The organism is Pantoea sp. Seng (genome assembly GCF_009829935.1).
Taxonomy (GTDB): Bacteria; Pseudomonadota; Gammaproteobacteria; order Enterobacterales; family Enterobacteriaceae; genus Pantoea; species Pantoea communis.
Genome location: NZ_SZZV01000008.1, coordinates 158,650 through 173,022 on the forward strand (window position 1 = coordinate 158,650; position 14,373 = coordinate 173,022).

Sequence of the window (14,373 nt, forward strand, 5' to 3'; positions counted from 1 at the left end):
CGCACTGAATGGTAGCAGTTTCGTGACGATAGCGTGACGTTAACCGAGTGCTGCCTGACGTTGGTAATAACTGATCAGGTTTTCCGGACGCAGCGGGCGGCTGAATAAATATCCCTGCAGATGTGTCACCCCACGGTTCACCAGCCACGCTGCCTGATCGCCGGTTTCAACGCCTTCTGCCACGGTTTTGAGATTGAGCTTCTTCGCCAGCAGCAATACCGCGTCCAGTACCGGTGAGGTCACCGTTTCGGTACCAATACTCTGTACAAAACCGCGATCAATTTTGAGGTAGTCAAACGGATAGCGTTCAAGATAGATCAATGCGCTGTGGCCAGTGCCGAAGTCATCAATGGCAATTTTAATATCCTGCTCATGCAGCCAGGCAAAAATCTCGCCAGCATTTCTTTCGCCCACCATGGTGCGTTCGGTGATTTCAAAAACATAGTTGAAGTGGTCTTTTGGCATGTCGGCAATCCACTCCTGCACATGCTGACGAAAACTTTCTGATGCGAGGTGCAGAGGGGAAAGGTTCAGGCTCATACGCGTGCCGCGCGGCAGTTGCTGGCAGAGGAACTTCGCATCGCGTGCCACCAGCTTAAACAAATGCTGAGTCAGGGGAATAATCAGATTTTGCGCTTCGGCGTTGCTAATAAAGGCATCGGGGGGAATCATTCCCTCGGTGGGATGTGTCCAGCGCAGTAGTGCTTCAACGCCATACGGTTGCCCATCGTGGGCGGTGACCAGGGGCTGATATTCAACATGAAACTGACCACGTTTAATGCCCTGCATAATCTCTTTGCCAGGACGCTGATACAGTGTCAGCAGCAGCCAGCTACCCGCACTCATAAACAGGGCTGAGAGGAGGCCGGTCAGCAGGATCAGATGATAATCGCGTTGCGCCAGCGTCGTACCGTACAGCACGAAGCGCATGCCATTATCTTTAAAACTCATTTCTTTCAAGGCTGGTGGTAAATCGTGGATGTTCACCACCTGATTCTTGCCACTCAGCAGGGCTTTATCGCCAATCACCAACGCCATACCGGTGATTTCGGGATGATAAGAAGCCAGCAGCTGATAAGGCGTCAGGCTGATATTCATGGTGGCGAGAATGCCGGTCTCAGCTGAGCCTGGATTCTTCATCCACAACGCCAGCGCCGGTTTGGTTGGCAAGAGGGGCGTGCCTTCCAGTAAGCGTAAATCGCGATCGCGCTCCAGTTCCGATTGTGGCGAAATATCATTCGCAGGCAGCAGAAAGGCGCCGGTAGCAGATGAACAATAGGCATTACTGTTACGTACCAGCAAAATCGCGCGGATATTGCCGGCAAAGGCGGCACGTGAAGTGAGTTCGCGGCTGACGCTACTGCATTCAAGCTGGGTGTATTGTTGCAATGGATAAAGGGTATCCACCAGGGTCGACATCACCTGTTGTAGATCGTCGCGGCTATGGATCAGCAACTGTTCATGTTGTTGTACTCGTTTTTGCCAGGTGAGCGTCAGCAGTACGATGACAAACAACAGAAAGAACACACCGCCGATGATCGCACTACTCCAGGCGATACGGCGCGAATAGGTTGCATGACGTTTTAACGTCCCCGACAGTGGCATGGAGTGCATTCCCCTTTATGGCGCCATTATTATTATGTAAATCGTGCACTACTGCTCGCTGGTGTCTGGCGTAAAACATTGCATCAGGACGGGTTTTTTCAGCCGACGAAGACGCAACAATTTGCTGCCAGTAAGCAAACGAGAATATAACGAGGAAGCGCGAAAAGTCTCGTTATATTTCTGATTCTCAATTACTTTTTATCTATCGGATTTGCGTTAAGAAACGGCAGGCGAAAAAAAACGCTGCCTGGGCAGCGTTTTCTGATTCTCTGGCTGAGAGGATCTTCAAAAGGATACGTTAGCTAGGGTTTTTAGCTAAAACCCTGCGGGCTTCACGGTAACGCGTTTTCCAGTAACTATCGTTTAAACTGGAGATCATCACACCACTGCTGGTGGACGCGTGAACGAAGTTATCGTTACCCAGATAGATGCCAACGTGTCGTCCGGTAGAACCGGCACGGAACAGCACTAAATCACCCGGGCGCAGTTTGCCGCGAGAAATCTCTTTGCCCGTATCCTGCTGTTCTGACGTTGAACGGGGTAAATCTAAACCGAACTGCTCGCGAAAGGTGCGCTGAACAAAAGCAGAACAATCAATGCCGCGTTTGGTGTCGCCGCCTAAGCGATAACGAACACCTTTCCAGTCACTGTACTGTTCCATGATGCGGGACTTAACGTCCACATTCTGCACCATTTGTTCAAATTCGTCCTGAGACGCTTGAAGTAAAAAACCATTCTGGTTGTTAACTTCATGATTCTCGTTATTCGCGTTCTGACCGTTATGCGTACTACTACATGCCGATAAGAGTGTTGCTAATGCTACTGCGGGAAGGATCCGCCTGAGGTATCTCAGTATTGGTTGAGACTTGACCATTATACGTGTGTTCCTTTGAAGTCCTTACGACACAATGTCGCCAGCCAGATGACAAAACGGGTTTGAGATTAATAAGAGCTAAGGCTTAAGACAATTCCTTAATTACTAAAATGTGTTAATGAACACATTTTTGTTGCATAAGGCACCGAATTTTATGCTGCACTCTAAGTAATCGCGTTTGAGGTTAACCGATTACAGACCGCGTGGCGAGTGCTTTTATATAAATTTTTATAGCTTTTATTGATGTGAAATCAATCCGTAACACAATGGTTACTTTATCAACGATTGGTAGCGATTTAATAGCCAATAAGGCGGGTTTTCAGGGGGTAATTCCGGCGCTGGGGCTGATTTTGAGAGGCTTCTGGCTGGACAAGCCAGGAAAAAGGCGATTGTTACGCGTTTTGCATCATAATGTTTTCTTTTAATAGAAAAACGTTAGCCTGCTAATAATGTATTTCTGAATTCGATAAGCGCGGATGATCGACTTTTCTACTTATTGTCATCCGCGCTTAACAATTATGTGCGTGGCTTATATTTCCCTGGCAGGGCGCGATTGAGCCAATTCACCAGTTTGTCACTGAGCGGAGTTAATAAACACCAGCTCAATCCCACCAGAATCACCGACATCGATCCCACCGCAATATCGGTAAACCAGTGAGAACCCGCCATCACGCGCGGCAGTGCAAATACCACCACAATCACTAAACCCACCAGGAAAGCGCGAAAGCCAAAATAACGCCACATAAAGCAGGCAAAAATAATCAGCATCATGCCGTGATCGCCTGGGAAGCTATTACTGGAGGCATCTTTCGCCGGAATCCCTGTCAGTTCACTCACGCGATGCACGTTGTCAAAGAACAGCGTTGGGCTGGCGTGTTGCACGGGGATCAAATGACCCAATTGATTGAGCACCACGGCGGTGAGCAGCATGGTGATACCAATGGCCAGCATGCGGCGGCGGCCCTGTGGCGTTTCACGACGCCAGAACCACAGATACAGCAGACCCATCGCCAGCAGCGATACCGCATCAAAGCCACGGTAATTGGTGATCGCCACCAGCAAAGCGAAACCGTGGTGATCCACCATCTTATCGTTAAAGCTAAAGAAGATGGCTTTATCAATACCAAACCAGAAACCATGGTCTGGCGGCAGATACCACGAGAAGAACAGCATGATCCCCAATGCATTCAGCAGCAGGATGGTGATTAAACGAGACGCGCGCATAAGAAATAGACTCAAAAAGAAAAATAACGGGGCAACCTAACGCAGCTAATTTAAACGAATCTTCAACAAGGTTGATTGCAAAACGTTCCAGTCCACAGATTGGTGGTGGATTAACTCGATACGGCTGTCCGGCGGTGTGGTGGGGCGCGTTTCCATAAAGAAGTCGTCACCCTGACGATTAATGTTCACCAGACCGTCTGGTGTGCGCAGTACACCTTTGACGCGATCCACCGGTGCAAGCCGCGCCCACTCTAGCGCCGGGATGGTATCGAACACGGTATCACCATCAAAAATCCAGCCACAGGAAGCATAGCCCTGGCCTTCATTTAATGCACGGCGCCAACGTGCGGAACCCTCAAGTTTCAGTGCTGCCAGTCCTTTTGGACGTGAAGTATGATGATGATGGGCCGCTTCAGGAACCGCACGATCCGTCAACGCGGGCTGGCTGAGCAGGGCGGGGTCGACTTTACCCCAGGCCGACTCGACCAGTTGGCGATCGCCCAGGTTGTCCTGTTGCCACTGCTGCAAGCGCTGACGATCTTCCTCGCTCCAGCGATCGCTTTTATTGGCGACGATAATATCGGCGGCGGTCAGTTGATCGCGGAAGTTTTCATTCTCGACGACACGCGTGTCGGCTAACTGGCGCGCATCAAGCAGCGTGATGGTGGCATCAACCTGAATCCAGGGTTGATACACAGCGGCGCGCAGCATATCCAGCAGTTGTTTAGGGTGGCCAAGGCCGGTGGGTTCGATAATCAGACGATCGGGCTTATTTTGCTTTAACAGCATATTGAGTCCGACCTGCAGTGGCAGGCCGTTCACGCAACACATGCAACCGCCAGGAATTTCCTTCAGCGTGGCAACGCGATCGGCGAGCAGTGCGCCGTCGATGCCTACTTCGCCAAACTCGTTGACCAGAATCGCCCAATTTTCATTGGCCGGTTTATGGGCTAACAGATGCAGCAGAGTAGTGGTTTTGCCGCTGCCGAGAAATCCGGTGATTACATTAACGCGCGTCATTACAGGCTCCATTTTCAGGCGCGCGGACAACATACCCGGCGCGCACGACGTTGTTATACTATAACAACCTTCAGCGGCCGGATAAAATCGTGCGGTTAGTCCGCGCGACTCATATAGCGGCGTTCAGCCACGTGAATACGGATGCGATCGCCATTGCTCAGGTATTCCGGTACCTGGATCGACAAGCCGGTGCTCATGCCCGCGGGTTTGGTGCGTGCGCTGGCGGAAGCGCCTTTAATGCCTGGTGAAGTATCGACAATTTCCATGTCCACGGTCTGTGGCAGTTCCAGCGCCAGCACCTGACCTTCCATCGTTAACACCTGGATGCCAGGAATGCCGCCTTCAGGGATGAACAGCAGTTCTTCTTCAATCTGATCTTTCTTGAAGCTATAGGGCGTGTAATCTTCATCATCCATAAACACGTACTCGTCACCGTCTATATAAGAGAAGGTCACGGCGCGACGGCTAAGCTGAATGGCATCGATAATATCGTCACCCTTGAAGCGCTCTTCCACTTTCAGGCCAGTGCGCACGTCGGTAAAACGCATCTTATAGAGGGTGGCAGCACCGCGTGCGCTTGGGCTCTGGACATCAATGTCCTTTACCAGCAACAGTTTGCTGTTCCAGGTAACAGCCATTCCTTTTTTGATTTCATTTGCCTTTGGCATGGGGATAACTCGCTGTGAAAAGGTTAATGCGCGCCACGTTACTCGCGCCGTGAAAAACAGGCAAGGGAGGCAGTGTAAAATTGTTGCCCGCGCATGGCATTCCCGTCATCAGCCTGCTATTGTCGCGACGAAATCCTCAGGAGCGCATGATGTATTGTCGTGACCAGTGCGGTGCCTGTTGCACAGCCCCCTCAATCTCTTCCCCGATTCCCGGCATGCCCCAGGGCAAACCGGCCAATACCCGCTGCGTTCAGCTGGATGACAATCAGCGCTGCAAAATTTTTGGTTCTCCGCTGCGTCCCGCAGTCTGTGCGGGTTTACAGCCCAGCGCAGAGATGTGCGGTAGCAGTCGCGAAGCCGCGATGACCTTCCTGTTACAACTCGAAGCAGATACCGCGCCTTAAATTGCTGACGCGGTGCTGAAGAATTTGCCTTATGTGACCCATGCGTTACAGCAATGACGTCAGCCGTACAGGCCTGAAAAATCTTAAATCCGATCTGAAGTGTGCGGAACATCAAAAATCTGCTACGCCGATCGCGCATTTTCTTGCCTGCTTTCTCATGCTGTACCATATTCCCTGAAACGTTTCAGCGTTGTCCTCTCGGTAACCCCCGAGAAGTACAGCGTAATTTTTCGCCATTAAGCTGAAACGATTCAATTTCAGCAAGCGAGGAGAAATATGTTCCAGCTCGACGTTCAGGCCATCCATACCGGTGCCAGTGCACAAAATAAAGAAGAGGCTATCCGTCAGGTTGCCGCTGCGTTAACCGCAGCCGGTAATGTGTCGGAAGGCTACGTTAACGGCATGCTGGCGCGCGAACAGCAGACCACCACCTTCCTGGGTAATGGTATTGCCATTCCGCATGGCACCACCGATACGCGCGATATGGTGCTGAAGACCGGCGTACAGGTTTATCAGTTCCCGCAGGGCGTGGAGTGGGGTGACGGGCAAACGGCTTATGTCGCCATCGGTATCGCGGCAAAATCAGATGAACATCTTGCGCTGCTGCGCCAGCTGACTCACGTATTGAGCGATGACAGTATCGCAGAGCAGTTGAAAACCGCCTCAGCCGAAGATCTCCGTGCCATCCTGATGGGTGAAAAGCAGGCGGCTGAGTTCAAATTCGATACCTCGCTGATTGCGGTTGACGTTGCAGCCAGCGATCTCATCACCTTGCAGGCGCTGAACGCTGGACGTTTACAGGCAGCAGGAGCTGTTGAAGCGGCGTTTGTGGCGGATGCGGTATCGCATACCCCACTGAGCCTCGGTCAGGGCATCTGGCTGAGCGACAGCGCCAATGGCAACCTTGGTAGCGCCATTGCAGTCAGCCGTACCGCCACGCCATTCGTGCATCAGGGCGAAAATGTGGCGCTGTTGTTGACCGTGGCAGCTACCGACGATCGTCCGCTGGAAGAGCTGGGTTATCTGAGCAATCTGCTGCTGAGCAACAAAGCTGAACGTTTGCTGAAAGCCGACGCGGCAGGCATCCTCGCGCTGCTGACCAGTGAAGTGGACGAAAGCGCGGATCAACTGGTGGCTGAATTTACTATCCGCAACGAGCACGGACTGCACGCACGTCCGGGTACTGCGCTGGTTACGGTCATTAAACAGTTCAACAGTGACATCACCGTCACCAACCTTGACGGCAGCGGCAAACCGGCCAACGGACGCAGCCTGATGAAAGTTGTCGCGCTGGGCGTGAAAAAAGGCCATCGCCTGCGCTTTACCGCCAGCGGTGAAGATGCACAGCAGGCGCTGAATGCCATCGAAGAGGCCATCAATTCTGGACTGGGCGAGGGGGTCGCATGAGCCGCCGCGTTGCCACAATCACATTGAATCCCGCTTACGATCTGGTGGGCTATACGCCAGAAATCGAACGTGGCGAAGTTAACCTGGTGAAAACCACCGGTCTGCACGCGGCGGGTAAAGGCATCAACGTTGCCAAAGTGCTGAAAGACCTGGGTATCGACGTCACCGTCGGTGGATTCCTCGGCAAAGAGAATCAGGATGGTTTCCAGCAGCTGTTCAGCGAGCTGGGTATCGCCAACCGTTTCCAGGTGGTGCAGGGCCGTACCCGAATCAACGTTAAGCTGACGGAAAAAGACGGTGAAGTCACCGATCTGAATTTCTCTGGCTTTAACGTCACCGCGCAGGACTGGGATCGCTTCACTGCCGATTCACTGACCTGGCTGGGACAATTCGACATGGTGTGCGTCAGCGGCAGCTTGCCCGCGGGCGTGGCGCCCGAAGCGTTCACCAAATGGATGAGCGATCTGCGCACCCTGTGTCCGTGCATTATTTTCGACAGCAGTCGTGAAGCGCTGGTGGCGGGGCTGAAAGCCGCGCCGTGGCTGGTGAAGCCGAACCGTCGTGAACTGGAAATCTGGGCCGACCGCAAACTGCCAACCTTGCAGGATGTGATCGAAGCCGCGCATGAACTGCGTGAGCAGGGCATTGCCCATGTGGTGATTTCCCTTGGTGCGGAAGGCGCACTGTGGGTCAACGCCTCTGGCGAATGGATCGCCAAACCACCAGCCTGTGAAGTGGTCAGCACCGTAGGCGCGGGAGATTCAATGGTCGGCGGCCTGATTTACGGGCTGCTGATGCGTGAATCCAGCGAGCATACCTTGCGTCTGGCTACCGCAGTGGCTGCGATGGCGGTGAGCCAGAGCAACGTTGGTGTGACCGATCGTACCCAGTTGGCCGCGATGATGGCGCGCGTCGACTTACAACCCGTTAACTAACAGCAGGAGAGCGATAATGAAAACGCTGCTGATAAAAGATTCTTCACTGGGACTGGCATCAGGACATCTGGCTTTAGAACGTCTGCGCGCAACCGCAGCACAGGCTGGCCTGACGCTGACTGACAACGCGGCCGATGCTGAACTGGTATTGGTTGCTGGCCATGCTGTGCCGAACGATGCACAACTGGCAGGCAAATCCGTGGCGCTGGTCGATGTGCAGCAGGCGCTGCGCGATCCGCTGGCGGCCATTAATCAGGCTAAAGCCAGTGCCAAGGTCTGGCAGGCTGCCGCGGCGGTTACTGCTCCAGCTGCCGCTCAGAGCACCGGTCAGAAACGCATTGTCGCGGTTACCGCTTGCCCAACCGGCGTAGCGCACACCTTTATGGCGGCTGAGGCGATTCAGGCAGAAGCGACCAAGCGTGGCTGGTGGGTAAAAGTGGAAACCCGCGGTTCCGTGGGTGCAGGCAATGCCATCACCCCTGAAGAGGTGGCGGCGGCCGATCTGGTGATCGTGGCAGCAGATATCGATGTGGACCTGGCGAAGTTTGCTGGCAAGCCGATGTATCGCACCTCAACCAGCCTGGCGCTGAAGAAAACCGCGCAGGAACTGGATAAAGCGCAGGTTGAAGCCAAAACCTATCAACCGAGCGGCAACGCGTCAGCCAGCACGCAAAGCGACAGCAAAGAGAAAGCCGGTGCTTATCGTCACCTGCTGACCGGCGTGTCCTACATGCTGCCGATGGTGGTAGCGGGTGGTTTGAGCATCGCGCTCTCCTTTGCCTTTGGTATCACCGCATTTAAAGAGCAGGGCACCTTAGCGGCTGCGCTGATGCAGATTGGTGGCGGCAGTGCCTTCGCGCTGATGGTACCGGTGCTGGCCGGCTTTATTGCTTTCTCGATTGCCGACCGTCCGGGTCTGACCCCAGGTCTGATTGGCGGTATGATCGCCACCAGCATTAACGCCGGTTTCCTTGGCGGTATCATCGCCGGTTTCATTGCCGGTTACGCCGCGAAGATGCTGAGCAGCAAAGTTAAACTGCCGCAAAGTATGGAAGCGTTAAAACCGATCCTGATCATTCCGCTGGTAGCGAGTTTAATTACCGGCCTGCTGATGATTTACGTGGTGGGTAAACCTGTTGCGGGCATCATGAGCGGTCTGACGCACTGGCTGGCAAACATGGGCACCGCCAATGCGGTACTACTGGGCGCGATCCTTGGTGGCATGATGTGTACCGACATGGGTGGTCCGGTAAACAAAGTGGCGTACGCCTTCGGTGTCGGCCTGCTGAGTTCGCAAACCTATGCGCCGATGGCCGCGATCATGGCCGCCGGTATGGTGCCACCGTTAGCGATGGGCCTGGCAACAATTGTTGCACGTCGTAAGTTCAACAAAGGTCAGCAGGAAGGGGGCAAAGCGGCACTGGTGCTCGGCTTGTGCTTCATCTCTGAAGGTGCAATTCCGTTTGCGGCGCGTGACCCTATGCGTGTGCTGCCTTGCTGCATCGTCGGCGGTGCAATCACTGGCGCGGTATCCATGTTGGTTGGCGCGAAACTGATGGCACCTCACGGTGGTCTGTTTGTACTGCTGATCCCGGGTGCAATCACCCCGGTGCTGGGTTACCTGATGTCGATTGTGATTGGTACCGCAGTGGCTGGCCTCGGTTACGCGATTCTGAAACGTCCGGAAGAAGAGCTGGCGAAAGCCGCGTAATTTTCACGGGTTAAAAAAAGGGAGCTGCGGCTCCCTTTTTGCTGTCTGTTTTAAGCCTGTTGTTCCGACTTCAGCCACGCAATCTCATCTTTCCAGATATCCGGATTGATGGTTTCCAGAATCATTGGGATGCCATCAAAGCGCTTATCCTTCATCAGCCAGCTAAACACCGTCTTGCCAATGTTGCCTTCACCTAAGCTGTGGTGGCGATCCACACGGCTGCCGAGCGTGCTTTTGGCGTCATTCAGGTGCATGCCGCGCAGGAACTGGAAACCAACGATGCGTTCGAATTCGGCGAAGGTCTCCACGCAGGCTTCTTCTGTCCGCAGATCGTAGCCGCCAGCAAATGCATGGCAGGTATCGATACACACACCGACGCGTGATTTATCTTCGACGTGCTCGATAATGGTGGCGAGGTGTTCGAAACGGAAACCGAGATTGCTACCCTGACCCGCGGTGTTCTCAATTACTGCCACCACGTTGTGGGTCTGATCCAGCGCGATATTGATCGATTCGGCGATGCGCTTCAGGCAGGCCTCTTCTTCAATCTGCTTCAGGTGACTGCCAGGGTGGAAATTCAGCAACGTTAGCCCCAACTGCTCGGCGCGCTGCATCTCATCCAGAAACGCCTCTCGGGATTTCTCCAGCGCATCCATCACCGGATGGCCAAGGTTAATCAGGTAGCTGTCATGCGGCAAAATCTGCGCGGAAGTGAAGTTGTATTTCTCACAGGCGGTTTTGAAGGCATCAATCACTTCACCTGAAAGCGGGGCGGCTTTCCACTGGCGCTGATTTTTGGTGAACAGCGCAAAGGCTGTGGCTTCGAGTTCGTGGGCACGGATAACTGCCTGGTCTACGCCGCCTGATGCACTGACGTGTGCGCCGATATATTTCATGCCGCTCTCCTGGTTGGCGATTGCTGCTGCAAAGGGCACATCATAGCGGATGCGCTACCGCCATGAAATGTTGCATCGCTCGTGGGGAGAAAAACGGCACGGGTAAACACTTATCCAAATTATCAACACACCTACCAAAGTTAGCAGGTGCGCTTTTTTTCTGGTTAACTATAGTTTAACAAATTAGAAACTTTTAACTATAACCATGAAAACAGCTTATAGAAGTACTTTGGATACCGCTTTACAGCATGAAAAATTTAACGTAATCCATAAATTAACTTTAGGTAAAACCAATGCAGTGACCCTTTTTTATAATGGTCATGGCGCTGTCGGCTTCACGCTCGCCGTGCCCGATAGCGACAACTCGCTGGTCCATTTTTATCGTTATGGAGTCAATAACAGCGATCCGAAAAAGTTGTACCGCTCTGAATGCCTCTATTCCCGCCGGGAAAACTTTGGCTATCAGGACTGGTTGATTCGCACCATTACCGATGAGTTCACGGCCTGTGACACAGAACTGGAAGAACTGATCGGTATGAAAGCCTGACACACACTCCGCCGACAATCTCCTGGCGGCTGCTAGCCTGCGCATATACCCGACTGGTTTAAAAGTTAAATTGGTAATATATTGTCCATTGACCAGTATAACTAATAAGGAAGAGTCGGGATGTTGAAGCGCTTGCGCCGCTGGGCACGCTTAATTAAACGCGATGTGCTCACGCTGTGGTTTGCCTGCCGCGATCCGCGTACCCCCTGGTGGTTTAAGCTGCTGGCATTTGGCATTGTCGCCTATGCACTCAGCCCCATCGATCTCATTCCTGATTTCATTCCCATTATCGGCTTACTCGACGATGCCATCATCGTCCCGCTGGGTGTGATCATCCTGCTGCGTTTGCTTCCGCGTGAAATTCGCATCAGCAGTGCAGAACGGGCTGATGTCCAGCGGGCACGCGGCAAAAAGATTGTCAGCTGGGCTGGATTCTTCCTGACGGTGATCGTCTGGTTAGCGGTGGTGGCTTATCTTGTGAAGCGTTACGCAATGTGAGGAGGGCGCATGCATATCACGCTGCGTCAGATTGAAGTCTTTACCGAAGTGTTGAAAAGCGGTTCAACCACGCAGGCCTCGCAGGTGTTGGCCCTGTCGCAATCAGCGGTGAGTGCGGCGCTGGCCGATCTGGAAAACCAACTCGGGGTACAACTGTTCGATCGCGTCGGCAAACGACTGGCCCTGAACGAGCATGGTCGTTTGCTCTATCCACGCGCGGTCGGATTGCTGGAACAGGCCGGCGAGATCGAACAGCTGTTTAAAGAGGATAATGGCGCCATTCGTCTGTTTGCCAGTAGCACCATCGGCAACTATCTGCTGCCAGGGATGATCGCCGCCTATCGTCGTGACTTCCCCACGCTGCCGCTCGAACTGAGCGTCGGCAATAGCCAGGATGCGATTAACGCAGTGGCGGATTTCCGTGTGGATATCGGCCTGATTGAAGGGCCGTGTCACGAGCCGGATATCGTTAGCGAAGCATGGCTGGAAGATGAACTGGTGGTGTTTGCCGCGCCTGATGCTGAGATCCTGCAACAGCCGATCACGCTGGCATCACTGGCGGCCGCCCCCTGGATCCTGCGTGAGCGCGGTTCGGGCACGCGTGAAATTGTTGATTACCTGCTGTTGTCTCACCTGCCGCAGTTTCAACTCGGCATGGAGCTGGGCAATTCTGAAGCAATCAAACATGCGGTGCGTCACGGCATGGGCATCAGCTGTTTATCGCGCCGGGTGATCAGCGATCTGCTGGAGGCGGGCACGCTGGTGGAAGTGGCTGTACCCTTACCACGCCTGACGCGCACGCTGTATCGCATTCATCATCGGCAGAAGCATTTGTCGAAAGCGCTAAGTCGATTTCTCTCCTATTGCCGTGAGTAATCGCGGCTGTCATAACGTAAACGGCTAATAATTTCGCGCCGATTATGAAGGTAACTAATAACCCGACGTGAATGCTATACAGCCTGGGGTTAGCTGCTACAATCGCGCCTTATTTTTATCCAGCATAGCGTTTACACATGCATAATGACTCAAAAACAACACAACAACCTGGGCTGCGCCGTGAATTAAAAGCGCGCCATCTCACCATGATCGCCATCGGCGGTTCCATCGGTACCGGCCTGTTTGTCGCCTCGGGTGCCATCATTTCTCAGGCAGGTCCCGGTGGCGCATTACTCTCTTACGCGCTGATTGGCCTGATGGTTTACTTCCTGATGACCAGCCTCGGCGAACTGGCGGCGTTTATGCCGGTTTCTGGCTCCTTCGCCACCTACGGCTCTAAATACGTTGAAGAAGGCTTCGGCTTCGCGCTCGGCTGGAACTACTGGTACAACTGGGCGGTCACCATCGCCGTTGATCTCGTCGCCTCGCAACTGGTGATGAACTACTGGTTCCCGGATACGCCGGGCTGGATCTGGAGCGCGCTGTTCCTTGGTCTGATGTTCCTGCTTAACTACATTTCCGTCAAAGGCTTCGGCGAAGCGGAATACTGGTTCTCGCTGATCAAAGTTGCCACCGTCATCATCTTTATCGTGGTGGGTGTGCTGATGATCGTCGGCATTATGCGCGGTGCAGAAAACGCCGGCTGGCATAACTGGACCGTGGGCGACGCACCTTTTGCCGGCGGTTTTGCCGCGATGATTGGCGTGGCGATGATTGTCGGCTTCTCGTTCCAGGGTACAGAGTTGATCGGCATCGCAGCCGGTGAATCACAGGATCCCGGGAAAAATATTCCACGCGCCGTGCGTCAGGTGTTCTGGCGTATTCTGCTGTTCTATATCTTTGCGATTCTGATCATCAGCCTGATTCTGCCGTACACCGATCCGAAACTGCTGCATAACGATGTCACCGATATCGCCATCAGCCCGTTCACGCTGGTGTTCCAGAATGCCGGATTACTGTCGGCAGCGGCAGTGATGAACGCGGTGATCCTGACGGCGGTGCTGTCAGCGGGTAACTCAGGCATGTACGCTTCAACGCGCATGCTGTTCAACCTGGCGCAGGAAGGCAAAGCCCCACGTATTTTTGCCAAACTGTCGAAAGGCGGTGTGCCGCGTAATGCCCTGATTGCCACCACCGTGGTAGCGGGTTTGTGCTTCCTGAGCTCGAAGTTCGGCAACCAGGAAGTCTATCTGTGGTTGCTGAATACCTCAGGCATGACCGGCTTTATCGCCTGGCTGGGTATTGCGATTAGCCACTATCGCTTCCGTCGCGGCTACGTGGCGCAAGGGCATGATTTAGCGGCTCTGCCATACCGTTCCGGCTTCTTTCCGCTCGGTCCGATTTTCGCCTTCGTGCTGTGCCTGATTATTACACTGGGTCAGAACTACCAGGCGTTTCTGGCGGATCGTATTGACTGGTATGGCGTGGCGGCGACCTACATCGGCATTCCGCTGTTCCTGCTGATTTGGCTCGGTTACAAGCTGGCACGTGGCTCGCGCTTCGTGAAGTACAGCGAAATGGAATTCCCGACGTTTAAAGAGTAATGCGTTAAACGTGGGTGACATAACGCCGCTACCTTTGACTAGCGGCGTTTTTTTTGGCAAAGATGAACCGTGTTACAACGTTTTGGGCTTTGTCATACAGATAT

General features: G+C 53.6%; 14 protein-coding genes. 8 read left to right on the top strand and 6 right to left on the bottom strand.

All coding sequences use genetic code 11. From position 1 onward, the window contains the following. Positions 1 to 39: 39 nt before the first annotated feature. From FD737_RS10715 to yeiP, 5 genes are all read right to left on the bottom strand, one after another. Entirely contained in the window at positions 40 to 1,605 is a 1,566-nt protein-coding gene (locus FD737_RS10715) for a cyclic di-GMP phosphodiesterase (protein WP_034824972.1), read from the bottom strand. Positions 1,606 to 1,903: 298 nt separating this feature from the next. Further along, positions 1,904 to 2,479, bottom strand: a complete 576-nt coding sequence (gene mepS / locus FD737_RS10720; RefSeq protein WP_034824970.1) for a bifunctional murein DD-endopeptidase/murein LD-carboxypeptidase — start codon at positions 2,477 to 2,479, stop codon at positions 1,904 to 1,906. A gap of 516 nt (positions 2,480 to 2,995) precedes the next feature. Then, complete coding sequence (locus tag FD737_RS10725; RefSeq protein ID WP_097116604.1) at positions 2,996 to 3,703, bottom strand: phosphatase PAP2 family protein; 708 nt, start codon at positions 3,701 to 3,703, stop codon at positions 2,996 to 2,998. A 45-nt stretch (positions 3,704 to 3,748) separates the two neighbouring features. After that, positions 3,749 to 4,723, bottom strand: coding sequence for a GTP-binding protein (locus tag FD737_RS10730; RefSeq protein ID WP_160833476.1), 975 nt, complete (start codon positions 4,721 to 4,723; stop codon positions 3,749 to 3,751). Between the two features lie 95 nt (positions 4,724 to 4,818). Continuing rightward, positions 4,819 to 5,391, bottom strand: a complete 573-nt coding sequence (gene yeiP, locus FD737_RS10735; RefSeq protein WP_160833477.1) for an elongation factor P-like protein YeiP — start codon at positions 5,389 to 5,391, stop codon at positions 4,819 to 4,821. A 149-nt stretch (positions 5,392 to 5,540) separates the two neighbouring features. Here yeiP and FD737_RS10740 point away from each other — a divergent pair, with 149 nt between their 5' ends. The 4 genes from FD737_RS10740 (at position 5,541) to fruA (ending at position 9,848) form a co-directional block, all read left to right on the top strand. After that, positions 5,541 to 5,795: a YkgJ family cysteine cluster protein gene (locus tag FD737_RS10740; protein ID WP_097116606.1), complete on the top strand. Its 255-nt coding sequence runs from the start codon at positions 5,541 to 5,543 to the stop codon at positions 5,793 to 5,795. Positions 5,796 to 6,071: 276 nt separating this feature from the next. Beyond that, positions 6,072 to 7,202 (top strand): fused PTS fructose transporter subunit IIA/HPr protein, encoded by a 1,131-nt coding sequence (fruB, locus tag FD737_RS10745; RefSeq protein ID WP_160833478.1) that lies wholly within the window; start codon positions 6,072 to 6,074, stop codon positions 7,200 to 7,202. After that, positions 7,199 to 8,137, top strand: coding sequence for a 1-phosphofructokinase (gene fruK / locus FD737_RS10750; RefSeq protein ID WP_038645831.1), 939 nt, complete (start codon positions 7,199 to 7,201; stop codon positions 8,135 to 8,137). The genes fruB and fruK overlap by 4 nt, the downstream gene beginning before the upstream one ends. Before the next feature lie 16 nt (positions 8,138 to 8,153). Next, positions 8,154 to 9,848, top strand: coding sequence for a PTS fructose transporter subunit IIBC (fruA, locus tag FD737_RS10755; protein ID WP_058962260.1), 1,695 nt, complete (start codon positions 8,154 to 8,156; stop codon positions 9,846 to 9,848). Between the two features lie 50 nt (positions 9,849 to 9,898). Here fruA and nfo read toward each other — a convergent pair whose 3' ends face one another. Beyond that, complete coding sequence (gene nfo / locus FD737_RS10760) at positions 9,899 to 10,744, bottom strand: deoxyribonuclease IV (RefSeq protein ID WP_038649994.1); 846 nt, start codon at positions 10,742 to 10,744, stop codon at positions 9,899 to 9,901. 229 nt (positions 10,745 to 10,973) lie between these two features. Between nfo and FD737_RS10765 the strand changes: the two genes are divergently transcribed. The 4 genes from FD737_RS10765 to FD737_RS10780 all read left to right on the top strand — a co-directional run bounded on the left by FD737_RS10765 (position 10,974) and on the right by FD737_RS10780 (position 14,269). Next, the gene (locus FD737_RS10765; protein WP_058962262.1) at positions 10,974 to 11,291 is read left to right on the top strand and encodes a hypothetical protein; all 318 of its coding nucleotides are present in this window, start codon (positions 10,974 to 10,976) and stop codon (positions 11,289 to 11,291) included. A gap of 120 nt (positions 11,292 to 11,411) precedes the next feature. Continuing rightward, positions 11,412 to 11,789: a YkvA family protein gene (locus tag FD737_RS10770; RefSeq protein ID WP_034824950.1), complete on the top strand. Its 378-nt coding sequence runs from the start codon at positions 11,412 to 11,414 to the stop codon at positions 11,787 to 11,789. A gap of 9 nt (positions 11,790 to 11,798) precedes the next feature. Next, positions 11,799 to 12,665 (top strand): DNA-binding transcriptional regulator YeiE, encoded by an 867-nt coding sequence (gene yieE, locus FD737_RS10775; protein WP_034824948.1) that lies wholly within the window; start codon positions 11,799 to 11,801, stop codon positions 12,663 to 12,665. A 137-nt stretch (positions 12,666 to 12,802) separates the two neighbouring features. Continuing rightward, complete coding sequence (locus FD737_RS10780) at positions 12,803 to 14,269, top strand: amino acid permease (protein WP_160833479.1); 1,467 nt, start codon at positions 12,803 to 12,805, stop codon at positions 14,267 to 14,269. Positions 14,270 to 14,373 lie beyond the last annotated feature (104 nt).

What these genes read in the sequence shown, in the direction of transcription:
- FD737_RS10715 (WP_034824972.1), bottom strand. Translation starts at nt 1,605, where the DNA reads ATGCCACTGTCGGGGACGTTAAAACGTCATGCAACCTATTCGCGCCGT.
- mepS (WP_034824970.1), bottom strand. Translation starts at nt 2,479, where the DNA reads ATGGTCAAGTCTCAACCAATACTGAGATACCTCAGGCGGATCCTTCCC.
- FD737_RS10725 (WP_097116604.1), bottom strand. Translation starts at nt 3,703, where the DNA reads ATGCGCGCGTCTCGTTTAATCACCATCCTGCTGCTGAATGCATTGGGG.
- FD737_RS10730 (WP_160833476.1), bottom strand. Translation starts at nt 4,723, where the DNA reads ATGACGCGCGTTAATGTAATCACCGGATTTCTCGGCAGCGGCAAAACC.
- yeiP (WP_160833477.1), bottom strand. Translation starts at nt 5,391, where the DNA reads ATGCCAAAGGCAAATGAAATCAAAAAAGGAATGGCTGTTACCTGGAAC.
- FD737_RS10740 (WP_097116606.1), top strand. Translation starts at nt 5,541, where the DNA reads ATGTATTGTCGTGACCAGTGCGGTGCCTGTTGCACAGCCCCCTCAATC.
- fruB (WP_160833478.1), top strand. Translation starts at nt 6,072, where the DNA reads ATGTTCCAGCTCGACGTTCAGGCCATCCATACCGGTGCCAGTGCACAA.
- fruK (WP_038645831.1), top strand. Translation starts at nt 7,199, where the DNA reads ATGAGCCGCCGCGTTGCCACAATCACATTGAATCCCGCTTACGATCTG.
- fruA (WP_058962260.1), top strand. Translation starts at nt 8,154, where the DNA reads ATGAAAACGCTGCTGATAAAAGATTCTTCACTGGGACTGGCATCAGGA.
- nfo (WP_038649994.1), bottom strand. Translation starts at nt 10,744, where the DNA reads ATGAAATATATCGGCGCACACGTCAGTGCATCAGGCGGCGTAGACCAG.
- FD737_RS10770 (WP_034824950.1), top strand. Translation starts at nt 11,412, where the DNA reads ATGTTGAAGCGCTTGCGCCGCTGGGCACGCTTAATTAAACGCGATGTG.
- yieE (WP_034824948.1), top strand. Translation starts at nt 11,799, where the DNA reads ATGCATATCACGCTGCGTCAGATTGAAGTCTTTACCGAAGTGTTGAAA.
- FD737_RS10780 (WP_160833479.1), top strand. Translation starts at nt 12,803, where the DNA reads ATGCATAATGACTCAAAAACAACACAACAACCTGGGCTGCGCCGTGAA.